15 protein-coding genes and 1 pseudogene are annotated in these 17,573 nt (G+C 69.0%); 3 read left to right on the forward strand and 13 right to left on the reverse strand.

The window, feature by feature from the left end:
• Nucleotides 1-15 precede the first annotated feature (15 nt).
• The 4 genes and pseudogenes from QFZ69_RS19205 to QFZ69_RS19220 form a co-directional block, all read right to left on the reverse strand.
• A complete protein-coding gene (locus QFZ69_RS19205) occupies nucleotides 16-732 on the reverse strand; it encodes a hypothetical protein (protein ID WP_306913646.1) in 717 nt (238 codons plus the stop codon).
• Nucleotides 733-833: 101 nt separating this feature from the next.
• A complete protein-coding gene (locus QFZ69_RS19210) occupies nucleotides 834-1,427 on the reverse strand; it encodes a PEP-utilizing enzyme (protein WP_307000485.1) in 594 nt (197 codons plus the stop codon).
• A gap of 1,282 nt (nucleotides 1,428-2,709) precedes the next feature.
• A pseudogene (locus QFZ69_RS19215) lies at nucleotides 2,710-3,552 on the reverse strand (PEP/pyruvate-binding domain-containing protein); the annotation flags it as partial.
• Nucleotides 3,553-3,692: 140 nt separating this feature from the next.
• Entirely contained in the window at nucleotides 3,693-4,724 is a 1,032-nt protein-coding gene (locus QFZ69_RS19220; RefSeq protein ID WP_306913649.1) for a universal stress protein, read from the reverse strand.
• A 478-nt stretch (nucleotides 4,725-5,202) separates the two neighbouring features.
• Between QFZ69_RS19220 and QFZ69_RS19225 the strand changes: the two genes are divergently transcribed.
• Nucleotides 5,203-5,832 (forward strand): FAD-dependent monooxygenase, encoded by a 630-nt coding sequence (locus QFZ69_RS19225; RefSeq protein ID WP_306919509.1) that lies wholly within the window; start codon nucleotides 5,203-5,205, stop codon nucleotides 5,830-5,832.
• A 72-nt stretch (nucleotides 5,833-5,904) separates the two neighbouring features.
• Here the strand turns inward: QFZ69_RS19225 and QFZ69_RS19230 are convergent, their stop codons facing one another.
• A complete protein-coding gene (locus tag QFZ69_RS19230) occupies nucleotides 5,905-6,609 on the reverse strand; it encodes a copper resistance CopC family protein (RefSeq protein WP_306913651.1) in 705 nt (234 codons plus the stop codon).
• Between the two features lie 110 nt (nucleotides 6,610-6,719).
• Between QFZ69_RS19230 and QFZ69_RS19235 the strand changes: the two genes are divergently transcribed.
• The gene (locus QFZ69_RS19235) at nucleotides 6,720-8,162 is read left to right on the forward strand and encodes an NCS2 family permease (RefSeq protein WP_307000336.1); all 1,443 of its coding nucleotides are present in this window, start codon (nucleotides 6,720-6,722) and stop codon (nucleotides 8,160-8,162) included.
• Between the two features lie 200 nt (nucleotides 8,163-8,362).
• The gene (gene hutG, locus QFZ69_RS19240; RefSeq protein ID WP_306913652.1) at nucleotides 8,363-9,331 is read left to right on the forward strand and encodes a formimidoylglutamase; all 969 of its coding nucleotides are present in this window, start codon (nucleotides 8,363-8,365) and stop codon (nucleotides 9,329-9,331) included.
• A 27-nt stretch (nucleotides 9,332-9,358) separates the two neighbouring features.
• Here the strand turns inward: hutG and QFZ69_RS19245 are convergent, their stop codons facing one another.
• The 8 genes from QFZ69_RS19245 to QFZ69_RS19280 all read right to left on the reverse strand — a co-directional run bounded on the left by QFZ69_RS19245 (nucleotide 9,359) and on the right by QFZ69_RS19280 (nucleotide 17,549).
• Nucleotides 9,359-10,666 (reverse strand): sodium:proton antiporter, encoded by a 1,308-nt coding sequence (locus QFZ69_RS19245; RefSeq protein WP_306913654.1) that lies wholly within the window; start codon nucleotides 10,664-10,666, stop codon nucleotides 9,359-9,361.
• A gap of 115 nt (nucleotides 10,667-10,781) precedes the next feature.
• Nucleotides 10,782-11,018 carry a hypothetical protein gene (locus QFZ69_RS19250; protein ID WP_306913655.1) on the reverse strand — a complete coding sequence of 79 codons (237 nt, stop codon included), beginning with the start codon at nucleotides 11,016-11,018 and terminating at the stop codon, nucleotides 10,782-10,784.
• A gap of 148 nt (nucleotides 11,019-11,166) precedes the next feature.
• Entirely contained in the window at nucleotides 11,167-12,759 is a 1,593-nt protein-coding gene (gene hutH / locus QFZ69_RS19255; RefSeq protein WP_306913656.1) for a histidine ammonia-lyase, read from the reverse strand.
• Between the two features lie 7 nt (nucleotides 12,760-12,766).
• On the reverse strand, nucleotides 12,767-14,485 hold the full coding sequence (locus QFZ69_RS19260) for a urocanate hydratase (protein WP_306913657.1): 1,719 nt from the start codon (nucleotides 14,483-14,485) through the stop codon (nucleotides 12,767-12,769).
• 156 nt (nucleotides 14,486-14,641) lie between these two features.
• The gene (locus tag QFZ69_RS19265) at nucleotides 14,642-15,463 is read right to left on the reverse strand and encodes an IclR family transcriptional regulator (RefSeq protein ID WP_306919510.1); all 822 of its coding nucleotides are present in this window, start codon (nucleotides 15,461-15,463) and stop codon (nucleotides 14,642-14,644) included.
• Nucleotides 15,464-15,895: 432 nt separating this feature from the next.
• On the reverse strand, nucleotides 15,896-16,867 hold the full coding sequence (locus QFZ69_RS19270) for an NAD(P)-dependent alcohol dehydrogenase (RefSeq protein ID WP_307000338.1): 972 nt from the start codon (nucleotides 16,865-16,867) through the stop codon (nucleotides 15,896-15,898).
• A complete protein-coding gene (locus QFZ69_RS19275; protein WP_306913659.1) occupies nucleotides 16,864-17,097 on the reverse strand; it encodes a helix-turn-helix transcriptional regulator in 234 nt (77 codons plus the stop codon). The genes QFZ69_RS19270 and QFZ69_RS19275 overlap by 4 nt, the downstream gene beginning before the upstream one ends.
• Nucleotides 17,091-17,549, reverse strand: a complete 459-nt coding sequence (locus QFZ69_RS19280; RefSeq protein WP_306913661.1) for a hypothetical protein — start codon at nucleotides 17,547-17,549, stop codon at nucleotides 17,091-17,093. Before QFZ69_RS19280 ends, QFZ69_RS19275 begins: the two co-directional genes overlap by 7 nt.
• Nucleotides 17,550-17,573 lie beyond the last annotated feature (24 nt).

The raw sequence follows: 17,573 nt of genomic DNA on the forward strand, positions 1-17,573 counted from the left end.
CCGGCGAGGGCGCTGCTACTCCAGCACCGAGAGGGTCAGCTCGACGGCCCCCAGCAGGAGCGTCAGGACGGACGTGCCGAGCCCGGCGACGAGCAACAGTCCGGGATGGGCGAGCCCGAGCACCACCCGTCTGAGCCGCGGCCTGCTGCGCAGGAACTTTTTCGGGACCCGGGCTCCGGCCGGATCCTGCTGCCAGCCGCGGAGCCGCCGGAGAAACCAGGCGCAGCGGATGATGAAAGCCAGCCACAACACGGAGACCACAAGGGGAATTGCGGCCAGCAGCAGGTTGAACCCCAGGGAGGTGACCTCCCGCTCCGAGGCGCCGGCGAGCGACTGGATGGTCGTCGAGACGGAGGCACTCATGACCACCGAGAGGCCCCAGACCAGGAACGCCGCTATCAGGGCCAGGAAGCGGACAAAGAAGTGTCCCAGTACCGAATCCCGTCGCGGCTTCAGGAAGCGCCGCGGCGTGGCCTGGAGCAGGGTGAGGCTTGCCAGCAGGGTGGGAAGCGCGGCCATGCCCACCAGGACATACCAGGACCAGCCCGCCAGGTCGACGAATTCATCGGCGACGATCAACGCGCTCCAGAATGCGGCCCAGACCCAGCCTGCTGTGAGCGGACGCCGCACCAGCCACTCCGGCAGCCAGGCGTCGTCGATGTCCGGCCGCGCCAGCGAAAGGGTCGCGGCCTCGGCCGGCGTCCGGCTGTCCGGGCCGCGCTCTTCACTCATGGCCCAACTGTAGCGAGCGCAGGCGCCTGCAGGGGCCCAGAGACGCCTGCAGGGCCCTCGGGCATCGGCTGAGTTGGGTCTGCCGGCGCCTAGGTGCCGGCTCAGTCCAGGGTCACCGTGCCCGGCTCAGGCGGCGTCACGGTGCCGGCGGCGCCGTCGACGGTGATGCTCTGCCCGGTGCGGATCCGGGCGGTGGCGTCCGGGACGCCGACCACCGCGGGAATTCCGTATTCTCGGGCAACAACGGCTCCGTGGGAGTTGGGCCCGCCCATCTCCATGACCAGCCCGCCGGCAGTGAGGAACAGGGGCGTCCAGCCCGGGTCCGTGGACGGCGCCACGAGGATTTCGCCCGGTTCCAGGCGCGCCCCCTGCGGGTCCAGGATCACGCGGGCCCGGGCCGTGACCGTGCCCGCTGACGCCGGCGCGCCGGTCAGGGTTCCCTCGGCCACGCCGTCTCCGCCGGCACCGGCGCCTGCTGTTGCGCCTGCTGTCCCGGCTGCTGTCCCGGCTGCTGTTGCGGCTGCGCGGGTCGGCAGCGCCTCGGGCTCGGTACCGTCCGACAGCAGCACCCGGGGAATGTGACGCCGGCCCAGCTCCTCTGCGTAGGCGTTGCGACGCTGCTCCCACGACGCCATGAAAAGGCCGGCCGCCGAGTCCGGCCCGGGCCTCTGCGAGATCCAGGAAGAAGACATCATCGGCGGCTCCAATGCGGCCCAGCGCCACCAGCTCCGCCCCGACCTGGGCGAGCTGCTCCCGCACCGCAGCCAGGGCCTCTACGATGTGGTACTTCGGCAGTTCACGCAGTCCGGCGAGCAGGCGGGTCCGTTTCAACGCGGCACGCACCAGCGCGCCCCGCAGCCGGCTCCGTTCCCGGGCCACCGTGGCGAGCCTGTCCACATGTTCCTCCGCCGCGCGCGCCGCCTTGCGGAACTGCCGGTCCGGGGCCAGGAGGGGATCGTCCAACCGCAGATAGTTCGCCAGGACGCCGAGGATGTGGGAGGGGTCCTCGGACCAGCGGGGCATCCCGAGGTCAATTTCGGCCACGGCCCGGTGCCCGTAGCGGCTTAGGAAGCCGGCGAGCCCGGACTGCACGACGACGGGAAGCTCGCGCGCGCGGTAGCGGCGGGCCAGTTCCGGAACCGCGGTGTCGGTGAATACGGTGGCGGACCCGGCGTCGGCCCGGATGGCGGCGGCGAGCTGCCAGAGGGCCAGATCCATCTCGGTGGTGACGTTGTTCGGCAGCCCCCGCAGGACGGCCTGCAGCTCGCCCGGTTCGGCGCGGCGGCCGAGCATCTTGCCGGCGGCGGCCAGCAGGGCGAACCCGAGGGCGGGAAGGGGAACGATGTTGGGGACGACCGGGAACAGTTCCCGGCCCAGAATGCGCTCGGCGTGGTCCAGCCGCTGCACGGGCGTGGCGTCTGCCGGCACTGCAAGGGCCGCCCTGAACCGCGCGCCGAACCGTTCGACGTGGCGCAGGGCCGCCTCGGGGGAGACCAAAGCGCGGAGCAGCGACTCCGGGACCCGGCCGCGGGCGGCGACCGGAAGGATGTGCTTCAGGACCGGCCAGGGCGACCTGATCGCGACGGAGAACCTGGGATCGTCGAAGAGCCGGCGAAGCACCGCCGCGGAGCGCGCCTCCATCATGTCGAAAACCCGCGGAATAACCGCGCGGCCCGTGGAGCTGCGGGCCACGGGTGTCAGGTCAAAAAAGATGCGCTGCCCCGCCTGGACATAGGGGGAAGGGCCGGCGGACGGTTCGGGGACGTCAAAACGTGCCGCCTGCGCCATGGAGGAGGCAATCCGCCGGAAGCCCGCGAGCCCCATGGGTGTCAGCGGGCGGGTGAGGCCCTGGGCGAGGCTGAGACACAGGTAGACCCGTGGGCCGTCCCCGGAAGGCGGCTTCTCCGGGAGCGGGTAGAGCGTGGTGATGGGCCGGGACTGGGTCAGCCAGGCCGTGCCTTCCTGGTCGATGGCCCATTCGAGGTCCTGCGGCGAGCCGAAATGGACCTCCGCGCGGCGGCCCAGCAGTTCCAGCGCGGCCAGCTGGCTGTCGGTCAGGCAGGGCGCGGACACCCCGGCGGCCCGTTCGATCCGTTCGGTTCCCCCGCCGGGCAGGGGCCGGATGGCCACGGCTTTGCTCCCGATCCGGCGTTCCAGAATTCTTCGCGTTGCGCCGTCCACGACGAAGTGGTCCGGGTTCACGGCCCCGGAAACGACCGCCTCACCGAGGCCCGGGCTGGCATCAATGACCGCCTCATGCCGTCTCCCGGTGACCGGGTTCGCGGTGAAAAGCACTCCGGCGACGGCGGCGTCGACCATCCGCTGGACCACGACTGCCAGCGCCACGGTCGAGGGGCTGATCCCGTGGGTGGCGCGGTAGCTCACCGCCCGGTCCGTCCACAGCGAGGCCCAGCACCGGCGGACGGCGGCGAGCACGGCTTCAGCGCCGACCACGTTCAGGAAGGTGTCCTGCTGCCCGGCGAAACTGGCGAACGGCAGGTCCTCGGCCGTCGCGGAGGACCGCACGGCAACCGGGACGTCCGTGCCGAGGGCCGTGTAGGAGGCCGTGACCGCATCGGCGATCCCCGCCGGAACGGCAGCGCCAAGGGCCAGGCCGCGGGCGGACGCGGCCAGCCCGGCCAGCGCAGGGAGATCATCGGTTGCGGTCGCAGCGAGTCCGCGGTGGACCTGCTCGAGTCCCGTGGGCGCCATCGCCTCCCGGTAAGCCTTGGTTGTCACGCAGAACCCGGCCGGCACCGGCAGTCCGGCGCATAGCAACTCGCCCAGGTTCGCTGCCTTTCCGCCGACCTCGGCAAGCATGTCCTTGCCGACCAGCTCCAGCCCGAGCACCAGCCGGTGCTGCGGCTCCGGCCGGTGCGGAGGCTCACGCCGCCGCGAATCCGTGCTGCGGAGCCGCTCCACGGGCCGGCCTCCCTTCGGCGCGGAGGATTACGGGCCTGTCAGCGGCCCAGGATGGGGCCGAAGGAGGCCCGGTCCGCCAGCCGCGGATCGTCCCGGTCGGGGACCACCAGAACCGGGCCTTTGGCGTGGTGCAGGATGCCGTCCGACGTCGACCCGAGCAGCATTCCCGTGAACCCGCCGCGGCCGCGGGTTCCGACGACCACGAGTTCGACGTGTCGGCTGGCCTCAACGAGGATGTCCACCGGGGAGCCGTCCACGAGCTGGGTCTCCACCGTCAGCCGGGGAAAGTGGCTCTTGAGCCAGGCCACGCCGGCGTCGAGCTGGACCTTGATGTCGGCGAAGAGTGCTTCCCGGTCCATCGGGGCGGGAACCCAGGCGAGCGATCCGTTGTACTGGGGTACGGCGCAGACCAGCCGGAGCGGTGCCGAGAACCGCTCGGCCTGGGCGGCCGCCTCCAGCACAGCCACGCGGGCCTGTTCGGAGCCGTCGACCCCCACGACCACCACGTTCTCGATCGGCTGGTGCCCGGACTTCGCCCGTTCGGCCAGGATGTGTTTGTCGTCGGTGGTTTCACCGAGCCGGTCGGCGCAGATCAGCGGGACGGTGACCGTGGGGCATTTCGCATGGGCGGGCAAGGCGCTGCTGACGGAACCGAGCAGCCGGCCCACGAAACCGCCGCGCCCGCGGGTTCCGAAGACGAGGAGTTCGGCGGTCTCGGACATTTCCAGGAGCACACCGGATGCATCGCCGTTTTCGACGGAGGCGTCGACGTCGATGTTGTAGCCGGCGACCTTGTCCAGCGCCTGCTTCAGGATGGCTTCCGCACCTTCGCGAATCACCGAATCGTCCACCGTGGCGTAACCGCCGTCGAGCCCGGAAGCGGCGAAGATCGGGACGGAGTAGGCGGTCACAATGTGCAAGGGACGCTGGCGGCGTTCAGCCTCACGGGCAGCCCACACGAGGGCGCAGTGGCTGTGGTCCGAACCGTCCACGCCGACCACGATCCCCCGGGGAGCGGAAGGTCCCCGGGTTTCCCCTGCCGGATCCGGATGAACCTGTTCTCGGCCCATGGGTCCGCCTCCTCGCGATTCTTGCCTGATGTTGCCGCTATTCTGCCAGAGGTATCGGCGCGCATTGTCCGCATGCGCCGATCAACGGCGTCGAGGTCCGGATGCAGCAGGCAACAACCCCTGTTTTCCCAACTATTCTCGGTTAATCGGCAACTGGCAAGCATGCCGACGGGCTCCCGTGCGGACGGGCCAGGCAAAGGTTTTACCCAGTGTTAACATCCCATCCGGCGGGGCGGAAAGCCGCGGTTTTGCAGTCCCCACCCGGGCCGGAACCACCGGAACGGCTGATCCGGGGCATGTTCGGCGGGCCCTATCCATGGCCGGGAATCTTAGGTAGTCTACGAGGCATCGCTGAACCGAGACACTAGTTTCAGAACGCGGCTCCGCACGGGGCCGGTATCCGGATCGGTCAACGAAATGCGTCGGCGTATTGCCCCACTGCGGGCACCATTGGAGAAAGGACACTGTAGTGTCGAGCATGCCTGTGCCTGGGGGTATCGAGCGGACCACCGCGGTAATCATCGGCACCGGCCTTTCCGGCCTGGCAGTCGCCAGTGAATTGCGACGCCGCGGGGTGGACTGCATCATTGTGGATGGTCTGGACCTGCTGGGAGCGGGCCATCCGGCGAACACGTCCTCCCTCCAGCGTTGCGACGCGGCAGATGCAGCAACGCTCCGGGAACGCAATGAAATCCTGCGGCACCTGAGGAATTACGCCACCAGCCACAAACTGGATGTCCGCAACAACATCCGGGCCCTTCAGCTGGACCACCTGGGCGCCGGGGACGCCGGGTCCCCCACGCAGCAATGGGCCGTCCGCACGCCTGGCGGTGTCCTGCTGGCAGACCATTTGGTCCTGACCCGGTGTGCCCACAGCCAGCTCCGCCGCATGCTCTCCGAACTCGGCGTCGCAGCCGGGCAGAACCTGATGGCTGCCATGCATGCTCTCGGGATGTATCTGGTGGGCGTGGGCGAGCTGATCACCCCTACGCCGAAGGAAGTCCTGCGCCAGGCCAAGGTGGTGGGCAATGCGATCTCCGCCAAAGTCCATCCGGGCGGCTTCCCGGCTGTACTGTCCGCCGGGTTTGCCCTGGCGGCGCCCGCCTGAACAGGCTGCAGGCCGCCTGACCCGCCGCGGCCCCTGCTTCAGCGGCAGCCACCTCGACGGCAGGCGCTTCGGTCAGCGCTCCCCGTCCCGGATCCGGCCCGCGGACCCTTGTTCCTGACTGCGTTCGCCTGCACCGCCGGCGTCCGGTCCGGTGACGCCGTCGTCGTTCACCCTGTCGTCTCTTTCCCCGACGTCGTTGCCCTCGCCGCCCGGGGTAAGGCGCCATTTTGCCATCAGCGCCAGGGTGACCAGGATCCCCACGGCCGTTCCAACGAAAATCACGAGGCTCCACGGGAACGGCTCGGCGGCGTCCGGCAACGGCACCGAGGTTCCCGTGACGCCGGGCTGGGGGGTGGTCAGCGTGGGGACCACAGGGGCCGCCGTCGAACCTGACGCGCCCGCCGTGGCGGTAAAGCTGAAGCTGCCTTCGATGGGGTGGGAGTCGGAGCTGACCACGCGCCACGCCACGGTGAACGCTCCGGCGGGGGCGCCCGGCTTGAGCGCCTGCGAGGCGACGTTGTCCACGATCTCCACGTTGCCCTCAGCCCAACTGTTTCCCGCGGCGTCGGTCACCACGATTTGGGATCCCAGCGTCAGGGGGTTCTTGTTGAAGGTGATCGAGACCTTCTCCGGCGGCATTGCCACGGTGGCACCCGGGGCGGGGCTGGTGGATTCCGCGGCGTCGTGCGCGGACGCCGGAGCCGCGGCCCCGACCAGGGCGGAGACGAGGATCATGGCACCGAGCACGGCGCCCAGAAGCTGTCGGATCAGGCGCATGGGTTGACTACTCCTCTTGTTGGCTTGCTTACAGACTAGGCGAAATCGCCGAGTCGGCCGGGTCGCGGCCAATAGGATTCAAGTAACCACCCATATCTCCCGGAGGACCAATGCTGAAGCAGGGCTCTGCACTCGACCGGTATTTCAAGATTTCCGAGCGGGGATCGAACTTCTCGCGCGAGATCCGTGGCGGCTTCGCTACGTTCTTTGCGATGAGCTACATCGTGGTGCTGAATCCGCTCATCCTCTCCGGTCCCGATTCCTCCGGCGCAACCCTCGGCTTTCCCGCCGTCGCCGCAGTCACCGCTTTTGTCGCCGGCATCCTCACCATCCTGATGGGGGCCTGGGCCAAGCACCCCTTCGCGATGGCAACCGGCCTAGGCGTCAACGCCTTCGTCGCCGTCACGGTGGCCACTAACCCGGGCCTGACGTGGCCGGACATGATGGGCCTCGTGATGCTCTCCGGCGTCACCATGCTGATCCTCGTCCTGACCGGCTTCCGGACCGCCGTGTTCAAGGCCGTCCCGGAAGGGCTGAAGACCGCGATCGTGGTGGGCATCGGGCTTTTCATCGCCCTGATCGGACTCGTCAACGCGGGCTTCGTGCGGCGCATCCCGGACGTCGCCGGCACCACCGTTCCGGTCGGCCTGGGCTTCGACGGCAAGCTTCTGGGCTGGCCCACCCTCGTGTTCGTCTTCGGGCTGATCCTGACCATCGCGCTCGTGGTCCGCAAGGTCAAGGGCGCGATCCTGATCGGCATCGTCGTCTCGACCATCCTGTCCGTGATCCTGGAATTCACCCTGCACATCGGCCCCAGCTTTGACGGCAAGAGCTTCAACCCGCAGGGCTGGTCCCTCGTGGCCCCGAAGTTCTCGGAATGGGCTGCCCCGGACCTGTCCCTAATCGGCAAGGCCAACCCGTTCGGCGCCTTTGAGCATCTGGGCTTCGTCGCCGCAACGCTGCTGGCCTTCGTGATCCTGCTGAGCATCTTCTTCGACGCCATGGGCACCATGGTGGGCCTGGCCACCGAGGCTGGCACCATCGACAAGGACGGCAACATTCCCAACGTTGACCGCGTGCTGCAGGTGGACGCGCTCGGCGCCATCCTGGGCGGCGGAACGTCCGTGTCCTCGAACCAGATCTATGTCGAATCCGGCGCGGGCATCGGCGAAGGCGCCCGGACCGGGCTGGCCTCGATCGTCACCGGCCTGCTGTTCCTCGTGGCCATGTTCTTCACCCCGCTGATCAACCTCGTCCCGTTCGAGGCCGTGGCGCCCGCACTGGTGATCGTCGGCTTCATGATGGTCGCCCAGGTCGGCAAGATCGACTGGCAGGACTGGGGCATCGCGATCCCGGCGTTCCTGACCTTCACCCTGATGCCGTTCACCTACTCGATCGCCAACGGCCTCGGCGCGGGCTTCATCGCCTTCGTCCTGATCCGCTCCTTCCAGGGCCGGGCCCGCGAGGTGCACCCGCTGATGTGGGCCGTGGCCGCGGCGTTCCTGCTGTTCTTCGCCATCGGCCCGATCGAAGCAGCACTCGGAATGCACTAGGCACGCTCGGTGCCCTCCCCGCCGGCCCCCGCCCGCGCGCCCTGGTCTGTCCGCCGAAACGACGCTTCGCGGCAGTGCGTTTTCAAAAACACGGCCGCAACCTGTCATCTCGGCGGCGTTTAGGGGCGATTTCCGGGATACCGGACAGCCCGGCGGCGGCGCTGCTGGTTTTCCGGCCCGGGCTGCGGTGAGCTAGGGGCATGGTTTCTCCCGCACTCCCCGTGGATGTCCCGCCGCAGCCCTGGACCGGCCGGTTCGACGGCGAAAGCGTCGAGCACCGCCGCTGGTGGCAGGCCGTGACCCCGCACTCCCCGCGCACCCTCCCCACGACGGCCGCTGCCGCGCCGGGTGTGCCGCCGGCTGTGGTCCTCGGCTTCGGCAGCGACGCCGGCGTGCGCCGTAACAAGGGCCGCACCGGCGCCGCCGCCGCCCCCGATGCCATCCGCGCCGCCCTCGGCCCGCTCGCGTTCCACCTGTCCCGGGACGTGTACGACGCCGGGAACGTCACCGTCGCCGGGGACGCGCTCGAGGCCGGGCAGGCGCGGGCAGGACTCGCCATCACCAGGCTGCTCGACGCCGGCAGGCTTCCCGTGGTGCTGGGCGGCGGGCACGAGACCGCCTTCGCGAGCTACCTCGGCGTGGCCGGTTCGGCCGCGGTCCGGGAGGGCCTGCGGGTGGGCGTGCTGAACCTGGATGCCCACTTCGACCTCCGCGACGAGCCCGTGCCCAGCTCCGGCACCCCGTTCCTGCAGATGGCCCGCGCGGAAGCCGCCGCGGGCCGCGAACTGCGGTACGCCGTCGTCGGGATCTCCGAACCGAACAACACCCGTGCGCTGTTCCGCACCGCCGGAGAACTCGGCGTGGACTATCTGCTGGATGAGGACTGCTCGGCGGAGGCCGCGCACGCCTTCGTGGCCGCCTTCCTGGCGCAGGTGGACGCGTTGTATCTGACCATCGATCTTGACGTGCTGCCCGCATCGGTGGCGCCGGGCGTGAGCGCGCCGGCCGCCTACGGCGTGCCGCTGCCGGTGATCAGCGCGGTCTGCCGGCAGGTCGCCGCGAGCGGGCAGCTTCTGCACCTGGACATCGCGGAGCTGAACCCGGAATTCGACATCGACGGCCGCACGGCAAAGGTGGCGGCGCGGCTGATCAATACGCTGCTGCGGTAGGGCGGCCAGGAACGGGGGGCGGGTCCGTCAGATCGGTGTCTTCGGCGCCTGGCCTTTATCGCCGCGCTCCGCTTCGGCCTTCAGTTCGCGGAGCCGGTCCAGCCGGTTCATGACCGGAGCTGTTGTCGCCCCGTGCACCACGATGGAGGCCGCCACGACGAGGCCGATGATCGCCCACAGCTGCTCGGCCTGAGCACTGAAATCGCCCTCGCCGAGGGCGTAGGCGAGGTAGTAGAGGGAGCCGATCCCGCGGATGCCGAAGAAGGAGATGGCGATCCGTTCCCGCGGGCCGGTCTTGCCCCGCGCCAGGGCCAGCCAGCCCGACAGCGGCCGGACCAGCAGCAGGAACACGAGCGCCACCAGGATCTCCGGCCAGCCGATGCCCGCCAGCAGGCCCCGCGCGATCGCGCCGCCGAGCAGCACCAGGATGACCACCGTCATGAGCCGTTCGAGCTGTTCGACATAGGAGTGCATCACGCGGTGGAAGCCGTGCGTCCGTTCCGCGGCCCGGATCGTTACGGCGCACACGAACACGGCGATGAACCCGTAGCCTTCGACCATCTCGGTCACACCGTAGGCCAGGAAGGTCGCCGCCAGCGCCACGAAGCCTTGGGAGTGGGCGGAGAGCCGGATGCTCTCGTGCCGGGCGGAGAAGAAGATCCGGCCCAGCGCCTTGCCTGCCAGCCAGCCGAGCAGCACACCGACGGCGATCCGCCAGAGGACGTCCACGGCGAACCAGGAGCCGAACCACTGGGACGGTGCCGCGCCAACCAGGCTGATGGCGATGGCCAGGTAGACGAAGGGAAACGCGAATCCGTCGTTCAGGCCGGCCTCGGAGGTAAGGCTGAAGCGGACCTCGTCCTCACCGCGCTCGGATTCGCTCTCGTCATCGGCAGGCTCCCCCACCTGGACTTCGGAGGCGAGGACCGGATCGGTGGGTGCGAGGGCGGCGCCGACCAGCAGCGCGGCGCCGAGGCCGAGTCCGAGCACCCCGAGCCCGAGCAGGGTCAGCGCCGCAATGCAGATGGGCATCGCCAGGCCGAGCATCCGCCAGGTGGTGGACCATTGGCGCCGTCCCAGCGGGCGGTCCAGGGCGAGGCCTGCACCCATCAAGGAGATGATGACGCACACTTCGGTCAGGTGCGTGGTGAATTCCCCGTATTGCAGGGGGTCCGGATCCGGCAGGCCCGGCATGAGGGTGAAGGCCAGCATCCCCGCGGCCAGGAACACCATCGGCATGGACAACGGCGCGTTGCGCAGCAGTTTGGGCAGTACAGCGGCGGCGAAGACGGCCAGGCCTGCCGCCGTGAAGACGATACTGGGAGCCTCAAACACGTGCTGTCCCTCCTGCCGCGGCCCGGATCCCCGGGGATGAGTCGGGGCGCCGTCCCTACGGACCGGCGCCCCTCCCACCAAGATACTCGCGTGCGGCGTCTACAGCCGCTGACGGCTAACCGCGCCGCACGTCAACACCGTCGGACTTCAGGAAGAGCAGCGTCTCGGACGGGTCCGCCGGGACCAGCCAGAGGACATTGCCGCTCACTGAAACTTCTTCAACCTCACCGGCGGCCAGAACCTGTGCGTGCTTGAGGATCTCGACCCGGTCACCCGCCTTGAGGCTTCTCCAGTCGGAAACCGTGGCGGCGGATACCTGGCGTCTGGAAAGAACTGTCCCGCGTGCTTTCATGAACTTCTACCCCTTTGTATACGTTCTTCGCCACAACATCGTTGGTGTGTACTTCTATTTGTACTACAGTCCCGGCGCCCCCGCCTGCCGCGTTGCCGAGTATTTCGGAGCGCCGGGAATTATTCAGCCAAACTGCATTTGTTCTTGCTCAGGCGAGATTCCCGACGGCGGATTCGGCCGCCGCCCGGACCTTGCCGGAGGCGACGAGCAGGTCCGCCGCCTCCAGTTCCGGCGACAGGAACCTGTCCGTCCCCGGGCCGTCGACGACGTCGCGCAACGCAGCGATCACGGCGGCGCCCGCGGGCCCCGGAGTGAGTTCGCCGCCGGAGAGCTGGGTGCGGATGTCGAGCGCCCGGGCCGAGGTGACGAGTTCGATCGCCAGTACGCGGCGCAGGTTCTCGACGGCACGGCGGAGCTTGCGGGCCGCGTGCCAGCCCATCGAGACGTGGTCCTCCTGCATCGCGGAACTCGGGATCGAGTCCACCGACGCCGGGACGGCCAGCCGTTTGTTGTCCGAGACGAGCCCGGCCTGGGTGTACTGGGCGATCATCAGCCCGGAGTCGACGCCCGGGTCCGCGGCCAGGAAGGCCGGCAGTCCGTGCGAGCGGGCCGGGTCCAGCATCCGGTCCGTGCGCCGCTCGGCAATGGAGCTGAGGTCCGCAACGACGATGGCCAGGAAGTCGAGCACGTACGCGACCGGTGCGCCGTGGAAGTTGCCGTTCGAGCTGACCCGGCCGTCCGGCAGCACCACCGGGTTGTCGATCGCGGCGGCTAGTTCGCGGGAGGCGACCAGTGCGGCGTGGTCCACGGTGTCGCGGACGGCGCCGGCCACCTGGGGTGCGCAGCGCAGTGAGTAAGCATCCTGGACCTTGGTGTCGTTGACCCGGTGCGAGGCCACGATCGGCGAGTTGGACAGGACCCGCAGCATGTTGTCCGCGGAGGCGGCCTGGCCCGGGTGCGGGCGCAGCGCGGCGTGCAGCTCGGGCAGGAACACCTGGTCCGTGCCGAGCAGCGCCTCGACGCTGAGCGCGGCGGTGATGTCCGCCGTCGTGAGCAGCTGGCGGATGTCCGCGATGGCCATCAGGAGCATGCCGAGCATGCCCTCGGTGCCGTTCACGAGGGCCAGGCCCTCCTTTTCCGCGAGGGTGACGGGATCGATCCCGTGCGCGGCGAGGAGCGCGGCGACCGGGCGGCCGTCCCTGGTGCCGTACAGTTCCCCGTCCGGTCCCGTGGCCTCGCCTTCGCCCATCAGCACGAGGGCGCAGTGGGACAGCGGGGCGAGGTCGCCGGAGCAGCCGAGGGAACCGAATTCGCGGACCACGGGGGTGATTCCGGCGTTGAGGACATCCACCATGGTCTGCAGCACCACGGGCCGGACACCGGTGCGGCCGGAGGCGAGGGTCTTGGCGCGCAGGAACATGATGCCGCGGACCACCTCGCGCTCCACGGCCGGGCCCATCCCGGCGGCGTGGCTGCGGATCAGGGACTTCTGCAGCTGGGTGCGCAGTTCGTTGGGGATGTGCCGGTTGGCCAGCGCGCCGAAGCCGGTGGAGATGCCGTACGCGGGGACCTCACTGTGCGCTAGGTCGTCAATGTGGGCGCGGACCTTCGCGACGGCCTCGAGGGCGTCCTGGCTGATGGTCACCTTGGCGTTGTGGCGGGCGACGGCGACGACGTCCTCGGGCGTGACGCCGCTGGAGCCGAGGGTGACGGTGAGCGGTTCGTGGGTCAGTACAGACATGATGTTCCTACTTCTTTGCTTCTGCGGAGTCTGCCGACTCCGACATGGGGATGCGGACGCCGCGTTCCTGGGCGACCTCGACGGCGCGGTCGTAGCCTGCATCGGCGTGGCGGATGACGCCCATACCGGGGTCGTTGGTGAGGAGGCGTTCGAGCTTCTGCGCGGCGAGGTCGGTGCCGTCGGCGACGGACACCTGGCCGGCATGGATGGAGCGGCCGATCCCGACTCCGCCGCCGTGGTGGAGGGAAACCCAAGTGGCGCCGGAGGCGGTGTTGAGCAGGGCGTTGAGCAGCGGCCAGTCGGCGATCGCGTCGGAGCCGTCGGCCATGGCCTCGGTCTCGCGGTACGGCGAGGCGACGGAGCCGGAGTCCAGGTGGTCGCGGCCGATCACGATGGGTGCCTTGACCTTGCCCTCCTTGACCAGCTGGTTGAACAGCAGCCCGGCCTTGGCGCGGTCACCGTAGCCCAGCCAGCAGATGCGGGCCGGCAGGCCCTCGAACTCGACGCGTTCCTGGGCGGCGTCGATCCAGCGGTGCAGGTGCTTGTTCTCCGGGAAGAGTTCCTTGATGGCCGCATCGGTGACGGCGATGTCCTCGGGGTCACCGGAGAGCGCGACCCAACGGAACGGGCCGAGGCCCTCGCAGAACAGCGGGCGGATGTAGGCCGGGACGAAGCCGGGGAATTCGAACGCCCGGTTGTAGCCGCCCTTGCGGGCCTCGTCGCGGATCGAGTTGCCATAGTCGAACACCTCGGCGCCGGCGTCCTGGAACTCGACCATCGCCTGGACGTGCCGGGCCATTGAGGCCTGGGCCTTCTTGGTGAAGCCCTCCGGATCTGCCGCGGCCTCACGGTGCCAATCCTCGACCGTGATGCCCTCGGGGAGGTAGCTCAGCGGGTCGTGGGCGGAGGTCTGGTCCGTGACGATGTCGACGGTGAGCTCGCCGGCATTGTGGCGGCGCAGGATTTCCGGGAAGACTTCCGCTGCGTTGCCGACGTAACCGACGGACCAGCCGCGGCGCTCTGCCTTGGCCGCCAGGACCTTGGCGATGGCGGCGTCGAGGTCGGTTTCCACCTCGTCGAGGTAACGTTTGCCGGCGCGGCGGCGCAGGTGGCTTTCGTCGACGTCGACGATCAGGCAGGCGCCGTCGTTCAGGGTCACGGCGAGCGGCTGGGCACCGCCCATGCCGCCGCAGCCGCCGGTAAGGGTCAGGGTGCCGGCGAGGGTGCCGTTCTCGTCGCCGGTGAGTTTGCGGGCGATCGCGGCGAAGGTCTCGAAGGTGCCCTGCAGGATGCCCTGGGTGCCAATGTAGATCCAGGAGCCGGCGGTCATCTGGCCGTACATCATCAGGCCCTCGGCCTCAAGCCGGCGGAATTCGGGCCAGTTGGCCCAGTCCCCCACGAGGTTCGAGTTGGCCAGGAGCACACGAGGCGCCCATTCGTTGGTGCGGAAGACCCCGACGGGCTTGCCGGACTGGACCAACAGGGTCTCGTCCTTTTCCATGGTCTCCAGCGTGCGGGTGATCGCGTCGAACGCTGCCCAGGACCGGACGGCGCGGCCGGTGCCGCCGTAGACTACAAGGTCATCCGGGCGTTCGGCGACCTCGGGGTCCAGGTTGTTCATGAGCATGCGCAGCGGGGCTTCCGTCTGCCAGCTCTTGGCGGTGAGCTCGGTGCCGCGGGCAGCTTTGACCGGGCGGGCACCGGTGGTGAAATCGGCGGGTGCCATGAGGGCTCCTTCGTTTCTCGGTGGTTCAGTGGTTCGGTGGATGAGGTTCTGTATCAACTAAAGCCTGCGCGCAGCCACGGAAACAGGGGCCAGGGATGGGTACTGTCCGGGATACCAGACCAACGCCAAGCCCCGCCGCTGTCCCCGGAGTCGGGGTCAGGCTGAGGGGCGGCCGTGGATGCGGATGGAGAGCTCGTCCGCGACCTTCTGCACCCGAGCGGCCAGGGCCGGCCATTGCTCCGCGGGAAGCTTGTCCTCGAGGAAGGTTACGGCGACGGCGGCCGTCGGCCAGCCCACATGGTCTGTGACGGCGGCGGCGATTGAACCGAAGCCCGGCGTCACCTCGCCATGTTCGGTCGCGTAGCCGCGCTGCCGGACCTGGTCCAGGTGCGAGGACAGCGTCGAGTACTTTCTGATGGGCGATTCGGTCTCATGCCGGGCACTGAAGGCGGCCGCGTTGGGATAGAGCGCACGGACCTGGGATTTCGGCAACGCCGCGAGGATGGCACGCCCGCTCGCGGTCAGGTGGCTGGGGAGCCGGACGCCGACATCGGTCACGAGCGAGGGCCGGTTCTTCGCCCGCTCCTCCACGATGTAGAGCACGTCGCGGCCGTGCAGCACAGCGAGGTGGGCGCTTTCGCCGATCACGTCCACGAGCGAGGCGAGCAGCGGCCGACCGAGCCGGGAGAGCGGTTCCTGCCGGGAATAGGCCGAGCTGAGTTCGAAGGCGCTGATGCCCAGGCCGTAGCGCTGCTCCTCGTGCAGGTGCAGGACGAAGCCGTTCGCTTCCATCACGCCAAGCAGGTGATAAACGCTGGAGCGGGGCAGGCCCAGCGCCGCGGCAATGTTCGACGCCGCCATGGGCCCCCGCTTGGAGGCCAGCAGTTTGAGGATACGCAGGGTGTTCTCCGCCGCCGGCACCTTCGACGTCGGCTTTGCGGTCTTCGCGCCGGGATTGACGGCGGCGCGGGGGTTGATAGCGGTGCCGGGCTTGATGGCGGTGCCGGGCGCCGCACGCGCAGGGGCGTCCGGCGTGATGCTGTTCAGGGTGCTGCTGCTGGCTGCCACGCGTCCTCTTCGAAATTGGCGGTGTCCGGCCTCCGGATCAGAGTGTCCGGTATCCCGTACTTAAGCATGCTCCACAATGCTGCAAGTACGCGTGCCGCTCCGGCTCCCCATGTCTGGTATCCCGGACATTTGCCGTTCGCCTCAAGGGACGGCCTGCGGCCCGACTGCTGGCGCTATCTGGTGGAGGTCCAGGAAGCGGGCCTCCCGGCGGATGCCTCCGGATACCGCTGAGCTACCGGGCCGGAGCGCCGGTCCAGCACCGCGTCCCTCCGCGCCACTACTCCCGCCGGCCGCCCAGCCCCCGGGACCGGTGCAACCGGGCGCGGTGCGGCCCGGCTCAGCTCAGATCGTGATGACCACCTTGCCGCGGGCCTTGCCCGCGTGCATGTACTCGATGGCCGCCGGAGCGTCGCCCAGCGCAAAGCTCCGGTCGATGACCGGCGTCACCTTGCCTGCTTCGATGAGCTCGGCCAGGGCGCGGAGGTCCTCGGCCCGCTCGACGGCAAGAAGTCCCTTGAGCTTCTGGCCCACGAAGAGGGACAGGCCTGCGGCACGAAGCGAGCGTTCGAAACCGCCCGTCAGCTTTCCGCCGCCCTCGCCGCCGACGATCACCAGGGTGCCGTGCGGCTTCAGCGCCCGGCGGAGGACCGAAAGTCGGCGGTTTCCGGCGGTGTCGAGAATCAGGTCCCACTGCTTCGCGCCGTCGGAGAAGTCGTCGTGCGTGTAGTCGATGACGTGGTCAGCGCCGATGGACCGGACGAGCTCCGTCTTGGCGGTGCTGCACACACCGGCGACGCGCGCCCCGAAGGACTTGGCCAGCTGCACGGCATAGGCCCCGACTCCCCCACCCGCGCCGATAATCAGGACGTCCTGTCCGGGCTGGACCCGGCCGCTGTCGCGGAGCCCCTGGAGCGCCGTTCCGGCGGAGATGGGCACCGCGGCCGCCTGCTCAAAGCTGAGGTTCACCGGCTTGAGCGCGAGCCTGTCCTCCTTGGCGCACACGTATTCGGCGAAGGACCCCTCGGCGGTACCGAACACCCCGTCCCCCGGCCGGAATCCGACGACGTTCCGGCCGACCGCCTCCACCTCCCCGGCGAGCTCCCGTCCGCGGATGCCGATTTTGGGCGCCTTAAGGCCGAAACCGGCGGCGCGGGTCAGGTAGGGCAGCCCGGTCATCAGGTGCCAGACGCCCTGGTCGACGCCGGCGGCCCGCACCCGGATGAGCACCTCGTCCTCGCCGGGTACCGGCTTGTCCACGTCGCGCAACTCCAGTACCTCCGCCGGTCCGTAAACGTCCTGAACAATCGCTTTCATGGTGCTTCTCCTTCGCTGCCGGGATACTGGAACACATCGTCGAGGGGGACCCTGAGGACGTGGGCAATCTGGAATGCCAGCTCGAGCGAGGGCGAGTAGCGGCCCTGTTCGATGGCGATGACGGTCTGGCGGGTGACGCCGATGCGCTCGGCAAGCTCAGCCTGGGTCAGTTCGCCCCGCTCGAAGCGGAGGCGGCGGATGGAGTTTGTGACCCTGGTGGGCTTCACCATGGCTGGAAGCCGCGGCGGTAGGCCAGGATCTTTGCCACGGAGCCCAGGATCGCCGAGAGGAAAAAGGCCAGGTAGATGGCGTTGGCAATCCAGAAGTGGTTTACCTCGGCCATCGCCATGATCAGGGCGGCCACTCCTCCGAGAACGAGGAAGGACTGGCCGATGTATTCGCCGAAGCGGTAGATCTCCTTGTCGCGCTGATCCTTGATGCCCGCATCTTTGGCGGAGAAGGTCCTGATCACGGTGTGCAGCACGACGGAGGCGGCGATCGATCCCCCGACGGTCCACAGCAAGGGCGCCACGTACGGCACCTCGGTCAGCGGCATAACGCCGGACAGTGCCAGCACCACGGCGAGGTACACGGTGTAGGCCGCGACCGCGAGCAGGCCCATGACCCAGGCACTTTTCTCTTCGAAGGACATTTCCGCTCCCATGTAAAACAAAGCTGACATGGCAAACGTAAAGAAACTTTTACA

It is taken from the genome of Arthrobacter sp. V1I7 (genome assembly GCF_030817015.1).
GTDB lineage: Bacteria > Actinomycetota > Actinomycetes > Actinomycetales > Micrococcaceae > Arthrobacter.